The following is a 17557-nucleotide window of genomic DNA, read 5'->3' as shown; positions in this document are numbered from 1 at the left end:
TTGAAGGGTATCGGCTCAGCCGGAATCTTGAACGGATCAAGGCCCATGGGGCCACCAAAGCATTGCAGCCTGGACAACTCTAGATAGAATGATAACGTAATAATTCACGGCTGCCTAGAGTACGAGCCCTGAAAATCTACGTCGCTGATCAAGCACTTCTTGATCTCGATGGTTCGCGAACGCTTGGATCTCCGGTCGGGCCGTTGCTTGGAGCCGAGCTTGCGCAACACGAGCGGCGGTGAGCCGATCGCACCGGCCATCAACATGAAAGAGTGGGCCCGAGTGGAGGATCCAAACCGGTAGGCCGGCGCTGACGGCAAGCACTGGGGTACGGCGTGTTGGTCCCTCACAATGCCTTGAGATACTCCCAGCTGATCGGTCCGCGCTTCCGGCATCGCATCGATGCAGTCGTTCAGAAGTTCACTGACATGCAGCGGACCGCGAGCGCAAGACGATGATGCGGCTGTGGGCCAAACGCGAGGAACAGCTGCGGAGTGTGCTCGACTTGATCGCCGATACGGCGACCTCCAAGGCATTGCCAGGCGTGCGATGCAGGAAATCGAGAGCCTCGATGTGATCATGATCGAAGCAAAGAGCGAGGCTGCGGAGTAGGCTCAAGCCGGCCGCTGATCAGCGAACTTTCTCACGACAACGAAGCCATGCACCGACCGTATACGGTCAGTGCAGTCGCGTCGATTCCTGAAATATCGGCTATTCGGATTACAATATTGAACGCGCGATCAACCGACGTTTTTCCGAACTGTCTCGCTCGAGCTTGGCGATGCCGGCCGATCGCTCTAAGCGGTTTTAATATATCCCGATAAAGGCTCAATCAGAGGGCGCCCCTTCCTGGGCTCGCCTGCACCTCGCGCGTAGTAAGGCTTGCAATCGGTTTTTATCGATCAGCAATTCCTGGCGGTTTCTGCCGTCACGGTGAAGCGCCCGCTCGACACACTATCAGCGGGTCACGATCCAGGGATCGATCATTGTCAGACCGGCGGCATTGAACGCACTCGTGTCGCGCGATGCCACGGCGAACCCGTGCGCGGTGCCGATCGCGGCGATATAGCCATTGGGCGGGGAAGCCTTTTCCGGCCGCGCGCCTTGATGGCGAGATCGGCATAGCGCCGCGCCGCCGCAGTATCGAAGGCCAGGATGCGGGCCGCGAACAGATCCAGCACGCCGTCGAGCGCAGCTGCCAGCCTGTCCTTGCGCTTGCCGCGCGGCAGCGCGCCGATGCCGAACAACAGTTCGGCGATGGTTTCGCTAGAGAGAAACAGCGTCTCGGCCGCCTGGGTGTCGAGCCAGTCACGGACCGATGGATGCGATTCGGGCTTCATCGCCTCGGAGATCACATTGGTATCGAGCAGGATCATTCGAAGCGCATCGGCTCGCCGGGACGTGCATCGCGGCCATGTTCAAGTGCCTCGACATCGGCATTGGTGAGGCCGATCTTCCAGCTCATCTCCGAAAGGGCGGTGCCGAGCCGCAGCCGGCCCTCGGGACACACGGTAGCCTCAAGAATGGCGCGCATTTCCGCTTCTGCGCTGCGATTGTGCTGCGCCGCGCGGAGTTTCAGGGCGCGAAGGGCCTCCTCGGAGAGGTTGCGGATGGTGACGGCGGCCATGATGGTCCAGAGACTGACTGCTATGCTATCAAAATAAAATATCTGATAGCAGCCTTCAATGGCGACGCTCACGCGCCGCCAGACCGGATGCCGAGCTTCTTCACCTGAGCCTGGTATGGCAGGGAGATATCTACATCCCTCCAACCGCCCCGCCGCCACCAGCTGGTCAACCAAGGCCGAGGAAGACCAAGGCTTCGAGCGCGGCCGCGGACGGCTCCAGAGCCATCAGCTACGGATATTACGAAATTTTGTCATCACCCCACACCGTAATCCGGATAGCCGAAATACCGGGTGCCCCATCCTCGATCGAAGTTCGAAGAAGTAGAGACTGGCCAAACGCGTCGTAAGCCAATCTGGCTCACCTGGTATTTCGTATTGGAAGCCGAACCGCAAAGCGCAGCCCACTAGGCAGGTTCTCAGGCGCGTGCTGGGCGGAGAGATCGAAGATGGTCTTCAAGTCGAAGCGGACACCGCTTCGCGGGCGGCGCGATCGCTCCGCTCAACCTTCCTTTCCGGCCATTCCGGAAATTCTCCGCTTTCCGCTCGCCGCCGATCCGCTCTCTTCGGTCCTCTCCTCGCGAACCGACAAGATGAGAGGATGGAGCTTGGCACGGCGCACCCGAATGCCGACTCCGACCTGGGCATCGTTATCGTCCATCAGAAATTCGACCCCCATTTCTTCCATGCAGTCCACTAGCGCTTTGAGGGTACGGTCGTGCGGAACCCTGCCGCCGCTTTCGAGATGGGCGATCGTCCGCGTCGCAACCTTGGACGCCAGCGCCAGTTCGGCTTGCGAGATGCCCAGCCAGACCCGGGCGGCCGCGATTTGTCGTCCATTGATCATGATTTAGCGTCTCTGACGCACAGGTGGATTTTATATGCCAAATCGTCCTCGTCGAAACCGAAAGAGGACCCCCATGACGTTTCCCGACGCCGCCGGCCAGCCCTGCTGCGAACCACCGCGTGCTCCATCTTGAGCGCCGTGAGCGCGCCAGATAGACGCGATTCGGACTTCTAAGGACGCTACATCAGTAGCGCCGTCTTGCAACACGGCGACGCCCGCCTTGCCGAGCTCCGGCCCCCGGCCTCGATGACGGCCCGCGCTTCGCCTCGTGCGAAGAGGCTTGGCTACAGGTTAGCCATCGAACCCCGCAATTTGGGCTGCGAGCTTGCCGAGTACCTCACCACCCTTGCGTCGGTACGACCTGCACCAACGCGTGCGCATGTCCTACAGGTCTGCTTTCGTCGCGTCGTCGGCGGCGGCGAAGACAAAACGGCTGAGGTGGATGGCGGCTATTTTGGCGGTTACGTAAAGCCAGCAAACCAGAAAGAATATTGCCGCGGCCACCGATATGCGCGCAATCAAAAAGGGAAACGGAAGGTCGTCATCGTCATCCGTGAGCGCGGCGGCAATTCTGTGCCAGCGGTTTTTGGCTCTGAAAGCCAAGCTGCCGCTTTCATTCGCGCCCGTATTGCGATGGGGCTGTCGTTCATGCCGACGAAGCCGCCTCTTGGGATGGCCTCTACGAGCGTTTCGAGATGCGCCGCATCAACCATCAGGATGGCGTACAGCCTCGATGGTGCTTGCACCAATCAGGCTGAGGAGTATTTCAGCCGTTCGCGCCGCGCGGAGATCGGTAAAGGACGAGACCGAAGCCGGGATCACCACGAAGCTGAAACGGGGATCGTTTACAGCGATCTTCTTTCTTGCGTGCGTTGCAGCGCTGGAACTTGAGCAGGTAGTGTTGGAGGAAATCTAGGGCTCCATCCATGCCAGATATTCTCATGCGCTGTCCCCACACCGGAAAGCCCGTGCAAACCGGGCTGGATACCGAGACAGTGCGCTTTGAGACGCTGCCAAGCATCGCCATTCCGGTCAAATGCCCTCATTGTGGAGAGGTGCATTTTTGGAAGCCTACCGAGGCTTGGGTTTGGGAGGGTGGGAGCCCGCTACAGCACTAATCCCGTTCTTTGACCCAGAACAAACTTTGGCCGCGAGCATTTCGCTAAACTGTCATCTTCAACGATACGCGGGGATGGTGCCATGCGGAAGACAGACGTGACTTGTGCGGTCTGCGGCGCAGGATTCCGGCGAATGGAGCTATGGTCTGAGCCGGGATCAAAGGGCGAATATCACTGTCCCGCCTGCGATTACCTGATTGAGGCCTTTGATGGGTCAACGCTGGTTGCCTATCGGCTCACCATCCAACCCGAGCATTTCCCGCTGACGTGGCGCGGTCACGCCGCCGAGTAACGTCACAGTCCGCTTGTGGCGTTTGCGCCATAATTACCGCATCGATGTGTTCTTGACATGCAACGGCAATTCTTGATCAGGCTACCTCACGGCTGGTCACCGCCGTGCAGATCTCGCTCTCTCGTCGCCTATGCCGGCTTATTCTTATCAACCTGCCCCTCTCAACGCTGAGATCAACGAGAAGCACGACCGGTCAATCAAGTACCAACTCGCCATCGCAAGAGCTGCATCCGATCCGGTGCCAGGGGCCGCTTCCACAACGTGGTTGACCCACCACTGCGACATTGTCGAGACCGACAACGATAGCTGGCGATTCAAAAGCCGTGATGTCGACGATCACACCACCCGCGTTCGGCTCGTCTCCGCAACCCCCGCCAGCTCCGACGAGCCGACCGCTAAACCCCACCGCTCAACGGGGTCAAAATTGGACGCCGATGAGGGGCTAACTTGCGAGCCGATTGACAGCTCTGGGCCGTCAAGCGCTTTGGCATCGTGCCGCCGTCCAAATCCGCAGCCGGGTTCCGGTCACGGTCTGGACCCGTCCGATATTCGACGGCTGGAGGGCACGACACCTATCTGCCTCGCTCCTCGACCGCGAGAACATCCTCGAGCTTTGCCGTGGCCGGCTTAGATCTCGGCGACTACACCCTCGAATAGGGGGGCTTCCAAGTGGAAAAGATTTAGCTCGAATAGATCTCCGTGCCGGTGCGTGGCCCGGCGAGGCACGGCCGCCGGTCGTGGATCTCGGGAGACGATCCGTGGGCAACGACGGCGACGACGACAACTCCAATCCGATGAGCAGGCTCCGCCTTGCGCGAACGAAGGAGATCAACTGCCAGTGCGGTCGCGGACCTGTGCCGAGAACAACGACGCCTTGGCCGCCGGTCCTGCACTACTGGTGGACCGGTCCGGCCGAGGCCTTCGACAACGGCCGCAAGACCAACGTGATCTCGTTCGGGCGGACCACGACGTCAACGATTCGTAATGGCTGCGGGCGATCGCCGGCGACGCCTCGGCGGTGATCGCCATGGTCGTCCACGCCCTCCTCGATCGGCCTCACCGCTGCTCGGGCGACTTGACCAGTGCCTCGATCCTGGTGCGCAGCGCGGCCCGCGCATCCGTAGCCGCGGTCCCNCGGACTTCGGCGGACGTGCGCATCGCCGCCGCAATCATCGCCAGCACGGCGTTCCTGGTGGTTACCAGCTTGCCCGCGATCCGGCCGACCGCAAGCTGACCATCCCGGCGCGCGGTCCGCAGCGAGGCCTCGCGGATCGGCCCGCGCGGCCAGAACAACGCGGCCGCTTCGACCAAGGTCATGAGTTCGTCCGGGTCCCATTGCGACGGATCCGGCCGTTCCGCGACCCGTTCGGGCAGGTTCTCGCGACCGGTCCGGCCTAGGCGCTCGGGCCCCGATCCGACATCGCCGTCTGCGGCAGCGGGGCCGGCCCCCGCGACATCCGTCCTCATGTTCGTCATGGCGCACTCCTTGCGGCGAATTCTCCCGCTTCTCCTAACATGCCGGTCAAATTGTGCATCAATGATGCACAATCACGGTAAACGCTTCGCTGCCTTGCGAGCAGCCCGTACCGCTGGGGTGCCCAGCCAGATGCTGGCGTTGCTGTCGCCCGGCGGCGGCTGTTCGCGTTCATGACCGCTGACCCAGGCCGGACTAGGCTTCGCCCGCGAGATCACGGCCTGGGGAAGGCTAACCTTCCAAACCACAAAGAGCCGCCTCCACAACTAATGAGGGTACATGAGTGTTTTACACGCTAATTTACGGTGTGTAGATACCTCCAAATTGAACTCGGTCAGCAACCGAAATTGCCGAGGAAATAGACCAAATCGAACCGCTCCGAACGGTGCCGGCGGCTCGAAACAGGGTCGAATGGCGTCGAAAATGGTTGAAAAGGCCTGGAATCAGGCCGGAATGTGGGTCGGAAAAATCTTGGTTGGATGGTCTCAAGTAAGAATACATCATTGAAAAATACTTCTAGTTTTCAATGCCTTACCAATTCATGACAAATCGGCCGCGCCGTGCGGCCCCCTGATATTGGGGAGGAAATTGAATAGGGCCGCTCGCTGGCGGATATTTGAAGAAGAAACTTCCACCGCCCGCGATAGGGATCGCTCGCGCGCTACGCGTCGTCGCGCGGTCTCCAAACGGCGCGCGTCATTCGTCAGTCGATGAGCTCTCATCGGCCGCGGTGCCGCGATCGGATAGTGATAACTCCGACCGAAGCGCTTCGTAGCCGTCGTGCCGGTCCGGGTCGGGACGGCCGACGCCCGCGCGCACCGTGACGATCGCCAATTCAGGAGTGATCCTGAGAACGCCGATCCAAGGGGCTAGGAAGAGGTCGATCGCCGCGATGGCCCGGTGGACAGCACTGTCCGGCGCCTGAGGGGAGAACACGAAGAACGTCCGGGGGAAATACAGGGACAGGAGGAAAGCCGAAGGAAGCGATGCCTCGAAGGAGGCGATCGCGTTCTCGTCCGCCGAGACAAAGAGATCGAGGCCGCACATGCAGGCTCCGTCCGCGCCGCGCACCTCCATGCCGTCGCGGCGGAAGTAGGCCAGCGGAGGCCGCCGGACGAACAACGAATCCGTAGGGAAAAGCGACCCGCGCGCGCCTTCCAGGGCGCGCTGGATGGCCCGAAGCTCCAGCGCGCGGCTCCGGTGCGTGCGGCTGCGCGAGGCCGCGAGTGAGCGGTCGGCGGCTACCGCTTCCGACAGCTTCTGGCGCAGCTCCGAGGAGCCGATGCGCCCCTCCGCCAATGCCTTAAGGGCCTCCAGCCCGGCTTCGGGCGAGCGGTCGTACAGCCTCACGGCCATCTCGACCGGATTGAAGCCGGGAGCCAGCAGGAATTCAGGCGCAACGCCTGCGGCCTTCGCCGCCACACCCACCCGACGGTAGGTTGAGACGTAGCGCATCACGAGACCGGGCGAGAGACCTGTTACCTGCTCGGCCATACGCTTGATCACGTCGGAGCCGTATCCGAGCGCCGCAGCCCCGCGCATAGCCTCGTCCAGCCCCCGGGCAAGCTCGTACCAGGGCCGGCCCCTTTGCCGATACTCGAGCTGCCTGCGGAAAACCGCGAGCTTCTCTTCCTGAGTCAATGGTCCATCAACCATGTCGCACCCGATGCCATTGACGATCATGCAATCATATGCATGATGCATCATTAATCATACGAATGACCGAATTGAATCAGCACCTACGCAAGACGTCAACGGGCCCGACGTCATTTCCTGCACCTATCCGCCGGGGGCCCCGATTTTGGAGTTCCAGCCGATGTCTTCCGACGCCCAGTCGCTCTCCACCTCGGAAACCCTCACCATCTTCCAATCGGCATTTCAGCATGCGGCAAAGCGCCGTTTCAGGCTGGTTCATTTCATGAGCGGCGGCCGCCACGACGAGACGGCGAGGCTCCGCTGGTCCCGGTCGAAAAGAAATCCCGACACCGGCCAGCAGGCCTAACGACGGTTTGGCCGCAGAGCCGCGAGAGCGGCATCCCTCGTCATCGCAGCGCATGGATAGAAGAATGGAAGATCTCCGGGACCGCATCGAAGCCAAGCTCGTCAAATTCGGCGAAGCAAAGGTCCGGGGCCACGGTACGACCTTGGCAAACATCATGGCCGCGAAGCGGCGGCGCAAGGCCGAGCGCAGAAGCGCCGTCGGGCGCAAGCCCTTGCCGCCTCGGCTCACGCTCGTCGGTGACACGATCAACATCCGTTATCTCGGCAAAGACAAGACGACCGAAATCATCCTTCGCCCCGGTATGGATGTCGACGAGGTGATGGTGGCCGCCGACATTGAGCTCGACGACTTCATCGCCGAGCTCAACAAGCAGGACGAACTCGCCATCGCCCCGCTCGACAAGCCACTGTTCGACATCAATACCGAGTGGATTGACGCAATGGAGGCGACCACGCCCGACTACACCAATAGGCAGCGCCGGCGCTGGGCGGAAGATCTCAAGCGCGGCTTCGACCCGGTTCTTCTCCGCAACCTGAAACGCCGCTCCGGCATCGACTACATCAACAAGATGCTGGCAGGTATCGAGGACAAGGACAAGCGCGAACGAGTGTACAACCGCTGCGTGCTCCGGCTGCAGATGCAGGCCCGAGCCATCGATGACTACTACAACAACCTACATTCCGCGGACGACGTGCGACGCCGCACCGACATTCCGCTCCCGATCCCGCGCATCTTCGACTACTCGCTGACCTACGATCAGCTTGTCCGCCTTGTGAAGGCAGCGCAGGGCTGGAAGTGGGTTCCCGGAAAGGGCGACTGGGAGGAGGATTTCGACGATGACCTCGTCGTGGTCGAACGGTACATCTGGATCTACTTCTATAGCGGAACGCGAGACGAAACGATCCTCCCGCTCGAATGGGGCATCAATTTCGAGAGCGGTTCGATCCATGCTGCCAAGGGCATCATCTACCGCAAGCCGTACGGAGCCAAGCGGACCAACAAGAGGGCCGAACCCGCCCATCTTTTGGCGCCGCTCCGCGACATGGCGCGCGCGTGGGAGAAGGAGGACTTCGAACACGGCTGGGTCAACGTGCTGCACGACGTAAACGGCAACCCAATCGACGACATGACCTCGCGTTTCGACGCCGTCAAGAAAAAGGCCGGCCTCGAGTGGTGCCGAGTTCACGATTTGAAGCACACGGGCGTCACCTGGATGCTGCACGCTGGTCTCGACATCAACGTACTGTCGTCGGCCATGTGCACGACCGTCAAGACCCTGATGACCCAGTACGCCCATCTGCAGTTCCTGTGGTTGAAGGCGAAGGCCACCTCGCGCGCTCCCGATCTTTCCTTCAAGGCATTGGAGAAGGTAGTGCCGAAGAGCAGCGAAGCATGGAAGCTGCGCGCCGCGCGTCACGCCGCGAAGAAGAAAGCGGAGCGCGATGCGAAGAACGCACGGCGCGTATGCGAGCAAGCGTCCGGCGAGGAGGTCATCCATGCCGCGGGATGACGTATCGGCGATGCCGAAAACGCGAACCGTCGTCCTCGAGACACCCGACGTCATGGCGATGCTCCTACCGACGTTCTGGCATACGCGCAGCCTCCTCAAGGCTCTCAGAATGTGCGCCGTCGTCGCACTACTGGCTTGCTGCTGCATCCTTCCGGGCCTCGCACTGAACATCCGTCTGGTGGACTGGATGCCGGGCGGCCGCCTCATGGTGCGGGTGCGTCGGAACGGGCGTCTCGATGAAGTGGCGATCACTCCGGCCGTGGCGTCGGTCGTCGGTCGTTACCTAGTCGAACGCGCCCACATTGCCAAAAAGAACGGCTGGACGAGTGAATTCCTCTTCGTCTCATCAAGCGGTCGGCCAGTACCCGCGACCGAAATCCAGCTTCTGTTCAGTCGCCTGAGCAAGCGGATTGGTGCCCGCGGCACGATCGTAGGCATGCTGAAGAACTTCTGCCTCCGTCAGCTCCGCAAGGGACGAGACGAAGCCGCCTCGCGTCGCTATCTCGGCCTCACTAAGGAACTCGCACGGCCCCGGATGGCCCTGCCTGTGGTCGGAACGGCGCGCATCGAGCGGCTACTTAAGCATACGGACCCCTTTAAGAACCTCGCAAGACAGCTTGGAGACGATGCCGCCGCGCAACGCTGGCTCGCCGACCGCAAGACAGTGGTGCCGATCGTCTTGACCCCCTACCCGCCGCAACCGGATCACCCGGTAGTTCGTGCGCTCCGCGAGGTCCGCTGGCCCCGCGGAAAACACGCGCGCCGCGTCATCCGGGCCCAGCTCTGGAATCTGTACGGCGAGCGCATCGACGCCCTCATGCGCGAGCGCGTCATCGACGGAAATCTGGTCGCGCGCCTCCTTCACACCACCCTCGGCAACGTGCACAGCACGCTGCGATACCATTTCCGGCTCGGCAAGAATCGTCCCTTCAAGAACTTCAAATACTCCGAGCCCGCGCCCCGCGCCGCGGAGAACGACTCGATGGTCTTGGCGGAGATCGCGGCGACTGCGCTACCCGACGATCCAGAGGAACGTGCAATCGCTCTGCTGGCGCGAGCATGCAAGTATGCCGTCGCGGTCGACCGCATGATCGCCGAAGGCGGGCTCCGTCCGCTCGAAGCGGCCGAAGTCCTGGGACTCTCTTACAATTGCCTCAAGATGATCCGCACGTGCCTGCAGCAGGGCGTCGCTCCGGAAGTCGTCATGCAGCGGCAGCCGGGCCGCCGCGTACCCGACGAATGGTGGGAAAGGGTCCGAAGGGCGGCCGCTGAGCGGCCGGACGGCGACAGCACGGTCGCGTTCTTCTGCCGCCTCGTAGCAGCGGGCTTTCCGGGCGGCCTGGATCGCCTCGCAGGCTGGTGCCGTGCGAACTTTGCAACGGCGCCAGCACCGATCACCGTCGCCGAGCAGAGCTTTCTCGACGACCTGGCATCGATCCGCTGGTCGACGGCCCCCGAAGCCTTCGAGCAACAACGCACGCAGGCGACAATCGAAAGCCTAACCGTTCTGGACCGCCTCGTCGAAGAGCGGAAGGTCGGCCCCTACCGGGCCGCCGCCCTCCTCCAGCTGCGCCCCAAGCGCTTCGCGTCCTTGAGGCAAGCGCTGAAGACTGGCGTGACGCCCGAACGAGCGCTCATGCCGCCCTCGCCGGTCTCCAGCGACGTTTGGGACGCGATTGCCACCGAGCATGCGCTGTCGCCGGACGAGGCGCCGGTGCCGTTCTTCTGGCGGATGGTTGCCGACCACCACTATACCGGCGGCGAAAAGCGGTTGGAGACTTTCCGAAAGAATCTCGCCGTCCGGGCGGCATTGCCGCTCGGCATGACGGATACCGCAATCCCGTCGATGAGAGGATCGATGGGCAGCGGCTGAACGTTTTGGACGCAAATGCTTCCCTCCGACCCTACCACGCATGACTGCGCTCCCTAACAGCAGAGCACATCCAAGAACTCAAATCAGCTTGCCTCCCGAACTCTCAATCCTTGTGGAACGGCCGCGCGCCGCTTTTTTCGTGGAAACTGAGTAGGTAAGAACCATGCCCCCCCGCCACAGTATCAACCTGATCCGGACGCTCACCTCTGAGGCGTCACCATTTCATTGGTGGAGAACAAGAAACCCGCAGAGCCTGCACCGTAGGGACATTCGAGTCCTTCGCGCGCTTCTTCTACGGACGCAAACCACCGCAAACGTAGGAATGTTGCCCCATGGCGTCCCGCGACAAGCATATTAAGCCGTCGACCGTTGGAACACTCACCGGGACTGAGAGACGCATGGCCGCCAAGGCACGTAAAGCCGTGCTTGAGACCGGTGATTGGTTGACTGCGTCTCAATTCGCCCGGATGGCAGGCTTCAACGATGCCCGTTCTCATACGAACAAGTGGAGGAAGGATGGGCAGATCTTCACCATCCGCTACCGCGGGGTCGACTACTTTCCTCGCTACGCTTTGGATCCCTCGATCAGCGATCAGCCGGCAAAAGGGTTGGCAAGTGTGCTGAGCGTCTTCCACGGGCGGAAGGATGACTGGGGCACTGCTTACTGGTTCGCCTCGATCAACAGCTTTCTTGGTGGGAAGAGGCCACAGGACTTGCTGATTGATCAACCTGATCGCGTCGTCGCTGCGGCAGAGGACGAGGTCGCCGGGGTAGTGCATGGATGACAGGACGGCCTGTCCCGATCTCCCATCTTAGACTTGATAAGGATCATACACTCCCGCTCGCGGGAGTATTTTTTTGGCTATCCGGATTTCCGCGGCGACAGCCAACGAGAAATGCCACTTAGCGCTATCTTTCCCATCGGCCGGGCGAGCACAAAAGCAACTCCAGCCTTGGCGCAAATGCGCCTTGCCCGGCCGTCCAAATACTCGGATTCACGCAAGGCCAGGCTGCGCAAGCGGCGAGCTCAGAATGGCCAACATTGCGCGGAGTTCGGTGAGTTGGAATCGTTACTCGCCGCACTACCTCGCATAAAGCATCGGCTCGGATTAACCCACGGTGACTTGCATGGGCAGAACGTCCGCGTCGCCGGCAATGAGGCCATTTTGATCGATTTTGCGTCGATCGCAGACGGCCCGCTTACAGTGGATCCGGCCGCTCTGGACGTCTCTTTGATGATCGACACGCAGATTATCAAGGGCGAAGATTGGATCAAGGTTGCCGACGAAGCTTACAGAATGGAGTCGTTGATGGCTCCCGCAATACCGCCGCGGCCAGAAGATCCAAGCGCCAATTTGCTTGACGCGATCCAGTACGCCCGCCAAATGGCGTTCAGTATCCAGCTCACGCCGTACGAATACCCGTGTGTGATAGCGTTGCAGCTTCTGCGTAAGGCGTCCTACGCGGGTCCCGACGGCGAGCAAGAACGGCGTCGTCAGTTTGCATATCGTCTGGCCGACCGCCTTATCAAGGATATTGCTCGCCGGATGCGGATGCATGTCGAGCATAACGTGGCATAGCTGAGGCCTTGCGCTAGGCCCTCGACGCTCTAGGAGACGAAGCCGGCCCTCGAAAGCGCTAACAACAGCGAGTCTGCGCGTCAGCTTATTGGATTTCACCAAAGAGCTTCCACAAGTCGAACTAGCTAGGCCGTGAACCCGTAAAGACCGAGATTGAGTGAATGGCGGCCTGTCCATTTCTTGCGATCGGATAAGGACAGGCCGCCGTCAGAGGGGGCTATTTCAGTGGCAAAAACAGCTCCGCGACCGCCTTATGCTCCGGCACCTCCGGGAAGAAGGAAAGCCGCTGGCAATAGATTGGGAAGTCGCGTGGTTCCTCGCCGCTGGCCGGAAGCCAGTCGCGATAAAGGTAGAGCGCGGCGGGCTCCAGATTATCGGTGTTGCCGACGACGCGCAGGACCGCGCAGCGTCCGCCAGGGATTTCGTCGGCTTTGATCTGCTCGCCGTTCGCCTCGATCGGTTGGTCGGTCCCGACACAAAGGTCCACGCTATAATCGGCATGCGACGCAGGGCGCCGCTCGGAATACCAGACATTGAAGGTCGGATTTGTCCTGGGGTGCAGGCCGGCGGCCTTGCGCCACGCGATGAACCGCTGGATGGTGGCACCGAGCGTCGCCGGATCGCCCCGATGCTCCATGATCGCCACCGGCGTTGTAGGCACATCGCGAATCGTCACGTCGTCAGGGGTAAAAGTCTTCTGCATGAGCTTGCTCCTTGCGTTGTCGAGGGGCCCGAAGGCCGTAAGCCACGGCTCCCAGTCGGGAGACTTCCGGAACGACGACGGCGATTGCCCGAACCGTTGCCGAAAGGCGCGGGCGAAGGCATCCGGTGCATCGTAACGGGCATCCATCGCTATGTCGGTGACGCTTTGGGCGTCCGCGTACGCCAGCCGGTACGAAGCGCGCTTCATACGGGCAAGCTGGACATAGCGATGCACGGATAACCCGAAGGTCGCCGTAAACTGCCGGTGGAAATGAAACTTCGAGAAGGCCGCAACTCCGCTCACCGTTTCCAGGTCCAGATCACTGTCAAGACGCCGGTCAAGATAGTCCAGCACCCGCCGCATCCGGGCCTGATAGCTTTGAAGCCCCGCCTTCATCGTCCCTCCTCCGTGGCCACACCAGTTAGGCGCACGCAGACATGACGCGCTCGACCGATCTTGCGGTTTTGTCACGGGTCGGAGAACATCCCAAGGACCGTTTACGGCCACGCCCAATTTATGGATGAACGGCGAAAAGAGGGGCGTTTGCACACTGATGACTTTCATATGGTGCCGAACTCTGGTTCAAGCTCAAAATCAGCCGATATGACATGACTGACTTCCAAGGCGCATGATCAAGCCGCTGCTGCCCAACAAGCCGAGGGGCGCTGCCGGACTATCGCAAGCGGCTCCAGGAGCATCCGTTGGGCTGCGATCGGCTGGCGCACACTGTACGCGCCTACATAGTATGCGAACAACGGCTTGGCCGCGTTCGTGGCGACGTCGAACCATCCTTAGTGGCGGAAACGCTGCTTGGCAGCTGTCTGCGACGCGTTCTTGATCGTGTCTTTTACCGAGATACATGCAGCCCTTTTTCGGATAACGGCTTCGCCGACAGGCTGGCGGATCAGATTACGACAGCTATCGCAACAAAGTGCAAATGAGCGCAAGCGAGGCGATAAGCATGGCAATTGCCATCGCTTCAGCTGTACCGATCAGCTCGTGCCAGGATCGGAAGATCATTGGAGCATGATGTGCCGATACCAGAAACAGCCCTGTAATCAGCGGGGTCGCGAAGCGGTTGACGGCCAGGCTTGCGCGGTCCTCTTGGTCCGGGCCGGACATTCTCCAGCTTTTTATGAGCATCGGCTTGCGGGTAGCCACTTCGGAATCGAGGGCCATGTAGCCGATGTCATCCAGCCATGAGAGTGTCGGATGGATCACGCCCGGACTGGGCGAATCCACCCGCGCAACTCCTCGATCGCCCCGACGAGTTCGCGGCCGTGCCGGGGCCGCTCCGCGATCATCGCCAGCAGCAAAAGGCAGCCGCTCGCCGCACGAGACGAGTGAGCCAAGCGCATGCAAGTGGCTCCCACCACCCCGTGGTGATTGTGTGTCTGCGCTCCAGTTCTCTCTCATTCGGTTACGCGCGCAAGAGCGTTCGGCCTGGGCGGCTCCAGATCGTGATCCGCGGCATCTTGACCAACGGCAGCCTTGGAATGGTCGGCCGCCAGCAAGATGTAGAACGCCGGCACCACAAACAGGGTGAACAGCGTTCCGATCGAGAGGCCCGACGCGATCACCAGCCCCATGTTGAAGCGCGAAGCCGCGCCGGCGCCGGACGCGGTGATCAGCGGCAGCACGCCAATCACCATGGCCGCCGTCGTCATCAGGATCGGGCGCAACCGGATCGCGGTGGCCTCGATCACCGCGTCGCGCTTGGAGCGGCCGGTATGCTGCAGCTCGTTGGCGAACTCCACGATGAGGATGCCGTGCTTGCTGATCAGCCCCATCAGCGTGACGAGGCCGACCTCCGTGTAAATGTTCAGGCTCGCGCCCTTGATGCCGAGCATGATGAAGATCAGCGCGCCCGCAATCGACATCGGCACGGAGACCAGGATGATCAGAGGATCGCGGAAGCTTTCGAACTGCGCCGACAGCGCCAGAAAGATGATGATCAGAGCGAACCCGAAGGTGACGGCAAAACCGGATGACTCCTGCATGAACTGCCGCGACTGCCCAGCATAATCGATGGTGTAGCCCTTCGGCAAGATGCGGTCCGCGATCTCCTTCAGCGTTGCGAGCGCTTCACCAGTGATCACGCCGGGCATGGCCACGCCGGAGATGGTGGCCGCGTTGACCTGCTGGAAATGGTTCACCGATTCCGGAACGGTGGTCGTTTTCAGCGAGGCCACGGTCGACAGCGGGACGGCCGTGCCGTCCACGGTCTTGATGTAATAGTTCAGCACCTGATCGGCATTAAGGCGCTGGCGCTGCTCGACCTGCGGAATGACCTTATAGGAGCGGCCGTCGAGGCTGAAGTAGTTGACATAGCCGCCGCCCAGCATGCTGCCGAGCGCTCCGCCGACATCGCTGAGCTTCAAGCCGAGCTGCGCGGTCTTCTCGCGATCGATGACCACGGAGGTCTGCGGCTGGTCGATCTTCAGGTCATTGTCGAGGAAGATGAACTTGCCGCTTTTCAGCCCCGCGGCGATGAACGCCTTGGCCATGCCATCGAGCCGCTCGAATGGTTCCGTGGTCTGGATCACGAACTGGATTGGAAGGCCACTTGCCCCAGGCAGCGGCGGCAATTGGAATGCCACGATCTTGGCGCCGGCGACGCCGGCCATCTCCTGCTGAAGAACCGGCTGCAGGTCTGCGGCGGTCTTGTCGCGCTTGTCCCAGGGCTTGAGAACCCAGCCGGCGATCGAGCTGCCGACGAGATCGAGCTGAAACACGCCGGCGGTTTCGGGATGGGCCGAGATGCGCCGATAGACCTCGGCTGAATACAACAACTTCTGCTGCAGCGTCGCATTGGGTGCAAGCGTCGACTGCATGAGAATCGCGCCCTGATCCTCTTCCGGCGCCAGTTCGTTTTTGGAGTTCGAATAGAGCCAGTAGATGCTGCCCAGGATGAGCGCGGCGAACACGACGGTGACCGGGATCGTTGACAGGCTCCTCGCGAGCAGGCGCTGATAGCGGTGCCGCAATGTGTCCATCGACGCATCGATGAACGCGACGATGCGATCGTCGAGCGTCGGCTTGCCGGTGTTTGGTGGCTTAAGAATGAAGGCGCAGCACATCGGTGTGAGTGTCAGCGCGATAACCGCCGACACGGTGACCGCACCGGCAAGGGTGAAGGCGAACTCGGTGAACAGCGCACCGGTCAGGCCGCTTTGGAAGCCGATCGGTACATAGACCGCGATCAGCACGATGGTCATGGCGACGATGGGGCCCGCAAGCTCCCGCGCGGCGACGAGCGCGGCGTGCAAGGGTCTTGCGCCTTCCGCTAGATGCCGGTTGATGTTCTCGACTACGATGATGGCGTCGTCGACCACGAGACCGATCGCGAGCACGAGTGCCAGCAGGGTCAACAGGTTGATCGAGAAGCCGAGCGCCAACAGCACGGTGAAGGTGCCGACCAGCGAGAGCGGTATGGCGATTACTGGGATCAGCACCGAGCGCCACGAGCCGAGGAACAGGAACACCACCACGGTGACGATCAGGAGAGCCTCGCCCAGCGAGCGGATCACCTCCTGGATCGAGCTATTCACGAAGTCCGTAGAGTCGTAGATGATCTCCGAACTCAGTCCCTCCGGCTGCTGCGCCTTGATGTCGGGGTAGACCGCACGCACGCCCTTGATGACATCAAGCAGGTTAGCGTTCGGCGCCACCTGGATGCCGATATAGACCGCGCGCTTGCCGTTGAAGCCAACCGATGACTCATAATCCTCGGAGCCTAACGTGACGCTGGCGACATCGGAGAGCTTGATGTTGGAGGCGCCAGCCTGCTTGACGACCAGGTCACGAAACTCCTGCAGCGACTTCAGGTTGGTCACCGCCGTCAGGTTGACCTGCACCATCTGCCCCTTCGTGGTACCAAGCCCGGCAATGTAGTCGTTGCTGGAGAGCGCGGTCGATACATCGGACGCGGTCAGGCCATAGGCCGCAAGCTTGATGGGATCGAGCCAGACCCTGAGTGCAAAGGTCTTGTTGCCGAGCAGCTCGGCGGTCTGCACGCCCGGCAAAGCCTGCAGTTTCGGCTGCACGACCCGGATCAGGTAGTCCGTGATCTGGTTCGGCGCCAGCACGTCGCTGCTGAAGCCGAGATACATTGCGTCGATGGTCTGCCCGACCTTGACGGTGAGCACCGGCTGCTGCGAGCCGCTCGGTAGCTGGTTGAGCACCGAGTTCACCTTGGTGTTGATCTCGGTCAACGCCTTGCCGGAATCGTAATTAAGTCGCAGGTTGATGGTGATGGTCGAGGTGCCGGACTGGCTGGTCGAGCTCATGTAGTCGATGCCGTTGGCCTGGGCGATGGCATTTTCCAGCGGCGTGGTGATGAAGCCGGCGACGATCGCAGGATCAGCCCCATAGTACGTCGTCGTCACAGTGACGACGGCATTCTGGGTGCGTGGATATTGCAGAATCGGCAGCGAGGTCATCGATTTGAGACCCAGCACCAGGATCATCAGGCTGACGACGATCGCAAGGACCGGCCGGCGGATGAAGATATCGGTAAAGGACACGTCCGCCT

General features: G+C 61.2%; 13 protein-coding genes and 4 pseudogenes. 10 read left to right on the top strand and 7 right to left on the bottom strand.

The genetic code is table 11. From position 1 onward, the window contains the following. Positions 1–362 precede the first annotated feature (362 nt). Positions 363–612: pseudogene (locus AS156_RS45225) on the top strand (DUF2130 domain-containing protein); the annotation flags it as partial. A gap of 345 nt (positions 613–957) precedes the next feature. On the opposite strand, the pseudogene AS156_RS32390 reads toward AS156_RS45225, so the two are convergent. The 3 genes and pseudogenes from AS156_RS32390 to AS156_RS32380 form a co-directional block, all read right to left on the bottom strand. Beyond that, positions 958–1376: pseudogene (locus AS156_RS32390) on the bottom strand (PIN domain-containing protein). Then, positions 1373–1627, bottom strand: a complete 255-nt coding sequence (locus AS156_RS32385) for a FitA-like ribbon-helix-helix domain-containing protein (protein ID WP_066513404.1) — start codon at positions 1625–1627, stop codon at positions 1373–1375. Before AS156_RS32385 ends, AS156_RS32390 begins: the two are co-directional and overlap by 4 nt. Before the next feature lie 499 nt (positions 1628–2126). Further along, positions 2127–2471, bottom strand: a complete 345-nt coding sequence (locus AS156_RS32380; RefSeq protein ID WP_066513399.1) for a helix-turn-helix transcriptional regulator — start codon at positions 2469–2471, stop codon at positions 2127–2129. A gap of 246 nt (positions 2472–2717) precedes the next feature. Here AS156_RS32380 and AS156_RS41440 point away from each other — a divergent pair. The 4 genes and pseudogenes from AS156_RS41440 to AS156_RS32360 form a co-directional block, all read left to right on the top strand. Beyond that, positions 2718–3212 (top strand): annotated as a pseudogene (locus AS156_RS41440) (hypothetical protein); the annotation flags it as partial. After that, positions 3205–3387: a DUF6471 domain-containing protein gene (locus AS156_RS45220; RefSeq protein ID WP_066513396.1), complete on the top strand. Its 183-nt coding sequence runs from the start codon at positions 3205–3207 to the stop codon at positions 3385–3387. The pseudogene AS156_RS41440 and the gene AS156_RS45220, both read left to right, overlap by 8 nt. A gap of 759 nt (positions 3388–4146) precedes the next feature. Then, positions 4147–4343, top strand: a pseudogene (locus AS156_RS45830) (IS21-like element helper ATPase IstB); the annotation flags it as partial. 296 nt (positions 4344–4639) lie between these two features. After that, positions 4640–4903 (top strand): hypothetical protein, encoded by a 264-nt coding sequence (locus tag AS156_RS32360; protein WP_066513392.1) that lies wholly within the window; start codon positions 4640–4642, stop codon positions 4901–4903. A gap of 1148 nt (positions 4904–6051) precedes the next feature. On the opposite strand, the gene AS156_RS43115 is transcribed toward AS156_RS32360, so the two are convergent. Further along, positions 6052–7038 carry a hypothetical protein gene (locus tag AS156_RS43115; RefSeq protein WP_066513388.1) on the bottom strand — a complete coding sequence of 329 codons (987 nt, stop codon included), beginning with the start codon at positions 7036–7038 and terminating at the stop codon, positions 6052–6054. Between the two features lie 133 nt (positions 7039–7171). Here AS156_RS43115 and AS156_RS32345 point away from each other — a divergent pair, with 133 nt between their 5' ends. The 5 genes from AS156_RS32345 to AS156_RS32325 all read left to right on the top strand — a co-directional run bounded on the left by AS156_RS32345 (position 7172) and on the right by AS156_RS32325 (position 12320). Then, positions 7172–7357 carry a hypothetical protein gene (locus AS156_RS32345; RefSeq protein WP_136626545.1) on the top strand — a complete coding sequence of 62 codons (186 nt, stop codon included), beginning with the start codon at positions 7172–7174 and terminating at the stop codon, positions 7355–7357. A 64-nt stretch (positions 7358–7421) separates the two neighbouring features. Next, positions 7422–8867: a site-specific integrase gene (locus AS156_RS32340; RefSeq protein ID WP_066513384.1), complete on the top strand. Its 1446-nt coding sequence runs from the start codon at positions 7422–7424 to the stop codon at positions 8865–8867. Further along, positions 8854–10740 (top strand): site-specific integrase, encoded by a 1887-nt coding sequence (locus tag AS156_RS32335; protein ID WP_066513383.1) that lies wholly within the window; start codon positions 8854–8856, stop codon positions 10738–10740. The genes AS156_RS32340 and AS156_RS32335 overlap by 14 nt, the downstream gene beginning before the upstream one ends. Before the next feature lie 398 nt (positions 10741–11138). Continuing rightward, positions 11139–11525, top strand: a complete 387-nt coding sequence (locus tag AS156_RS32330) for a hypothetical protein (protein ID WP_066513594.1) — start codon at positions 11139–11141, stop codon at positions 11523–11525. A 177-nt stretch (positions 11526–11702) separates the two neighbouring features. Further along, positions 11703–12320 carry a phosphotransferase gene (locus tag AS156_RS32325; protein ID WP_245313181.1) on the top strand — a complete coding sequence of 206 codons (618 nt, stop codon included), beginning with the start codon at positions 11703–11705 and terminating at the stop codon, positions 12318–12320. A gap of 217 nt (positions 12321–12537) precedes the next feature. Here the strand turns inward: AS156_RS32325 and AS156_RS32320 are convergent, their stop codons facing one another. From AS156_RS32320 to AS156_RS32310, 3 genes are all read right to left on the bottom strand, one after another. Next, positions 12538–13419: an AraC family transcriptional regulator gene (locus AS156_RS32320; protein ID WP_066513379.1), complete on the bottom strand. Its 882-nt coding sequence runs from the start codon at positions 13417–13419 to the stop codon at positions 12538–12540. A gap of 522 nt (positions 13420–13941) precedes the next feature. Further along, positions 13942–14265: a hypothetical protein gene (locus AS156_RS32315; protein WP_136626543.1), complete on the bottom strand. Its 324-nt coding sequence runs from the start codon at positions 14263–14265 to the stop codon at positions 13942–13944. Between the two features lie 170 nt (positions 14266–14435). Next, complete coding sequence (locus AS156_RS32310; protein WP_066513374.1) at positions 14436–17549, bottom strand: efflux RND transporter permease subunit; 3114 nt, start codon at positions 17547–17549, stop codon at positions 14436–14438. Between the last annotated feature and the right edge of the window lie 8 nt (positions 17550–17557).

This window comes from Bradyrhizobium macuxiense (genome assembly GCF_001542415.1).
GTDB lineage: Bacteria > Pseudomonadota > Alphaproteobacteria > Rhizobiales > Xanthobacteraceae > Bradyrhizobium > Bradyrhizobium macuxiense.
The sequence above is the reverse complement of the archived record's forward strand: the minus strand, read 5'-3'. Positions and strand labels throughout refer to the sequence as shown.

Coding starts and splice junctions, on each gene's coding strand:
- AS156_RS32320 (WP_066513379.1), bottom strand. CDS start 13,419: ATGAAGGCGGGGCTTCAAAGCTATCAGGCCCGGATGCGGCGGGTGCTG.
- AS156_RS32335 (WP_066513383.1), top strand. CDS start 8,854: ATGCCGCGGGATGACGTATCGGCGATGCCGAAAACGCGAACCGTCGTC.
- AS156_RS32385 (WP_066513404.1), bottom strand. CDS start 1,627: ATGGCCGCCGTCACCATCCGCAACCTCTCCGAGGAGGCCCTTCGCGCC.
- AS156_RS45220 (WP_066513396.1), top strand. CDS start 3,205: ATGGTGCTTGCACCAATCAGGCTGAGGAGTATTTCAGCCGTTCGCGCC.
- AS156_RS32330 (WP_066513594.1), top strand. CDS start 11,139: ATGGCCGCCAAGGCACGTAAAGCCGTGCTTGAGACCGGTGATTGGTTG.
- AS156_RS32340 (WP_066513384.1), top strand. CDS start 7,422: ATGGAAGATCTCCGGGACCGCATCGAAGCCAAGCTCGTCAAATTCGGC.
- AS156_RS43115 (WP_066513388.1), bottom strand. CDS start 7,038: ATGATCGTCAATGGCATCGGGTGCGACATGGTTGATGGACCATTGACT.
- AS156_RS32345 (WP_136626545.1), top strand. CDS start 7,172: ATGTCTTCCGACGCCCAGTCGCTCTCCACCTCGGAAACCCTCACCATC.
- AS156_RS32325 (WP_245313181.1), top strand. CDS start 11,703: ATGCGCCTTGCCCGGCCGTCCAAATACTCGGATTCACGCAAGGCCAGG.
- AS156_RS32380 (WP_066513399.1), bottom strand. CDS start 2,471: ATGATCAATGGACGACAAATCGCGGCCGCCCGGGTCTGGCTGGGCATC.